Below are 645 nucleotides of genomic sequence, written 5' to 3'. Positions count from 1 at the left end.
TTTGTCAGCATCAACTATATTATTCTTAATAGCCCAGTTAACACCATCAATTAAATCGGTGTGCATTTTACCGGCATATTCTAAATTACCAGCGTTTAAGAAATCTTTCCCAAAACCGGTAGAACCACGGTAATTTATACTTAAAACTGCGTAACCACGATTTGCAAGCCACTGATGCTCAGGATTGTATCCCCAGCTATCACGTACCCACGGACCGCCGTGGACATTTAAAATTAGAGGTACTTTTCTATCGGGTATATTATTTTTATCGAGCTTTACATCATTTGGAAAAGTGATATAGCTAACTAAATCAAGCCCGTCACGTGACTTGATAATTATCGGTATCATCTTAGCAAGATTATATTGCTCAAGTTCTTTGCGATTAGTAAATAAAAACTCAGCTTTTTTATTTGCCCTATCATATTTATAATATTTCACCGGTGCATTATCAGCCATATAAGCAACGATCCAAGTTTTATCGTCTAGCGTCCTACTATTAATAATTAAATCACCGCGATCAATAGATTGCAAATATTTAATATCATCTTCAATATCTTTATCTAATATTTTATATGAGACTCTATCATAATCTATAGAGACTGCTTGCGGAGTTTGCTTTGTGGGATGAACTGTAAATAAGCCAAT

General features: G+C 34.7%; 1 protein-coding gene. It reads right to left on the bottom strand.

Annotated features, from left to right (window positions below):
* The coding region (locus O6R16_RS07930; protein WP_499680700.1) for an alpha/beta hydrolase family protein at positions 1 to 645 on the bottom strand (645 nt) is incomplete at both ends.

This window comes from Candidatus Rickettsia tasmaniensis, from assembly GCF_036857515.1.
Lineage (GTDB): Bacteria > Pseudomonadota > Alphaproteobacteria > Rickettsiales > Rickettsiaceae > Rickettsia > Rickettsia rickettsii.
The sequence above is the reverse complement of the archived record's forward strand: the minus strand, read 5'-3'. Positions and strand labels throughout refer to the sequence as shown.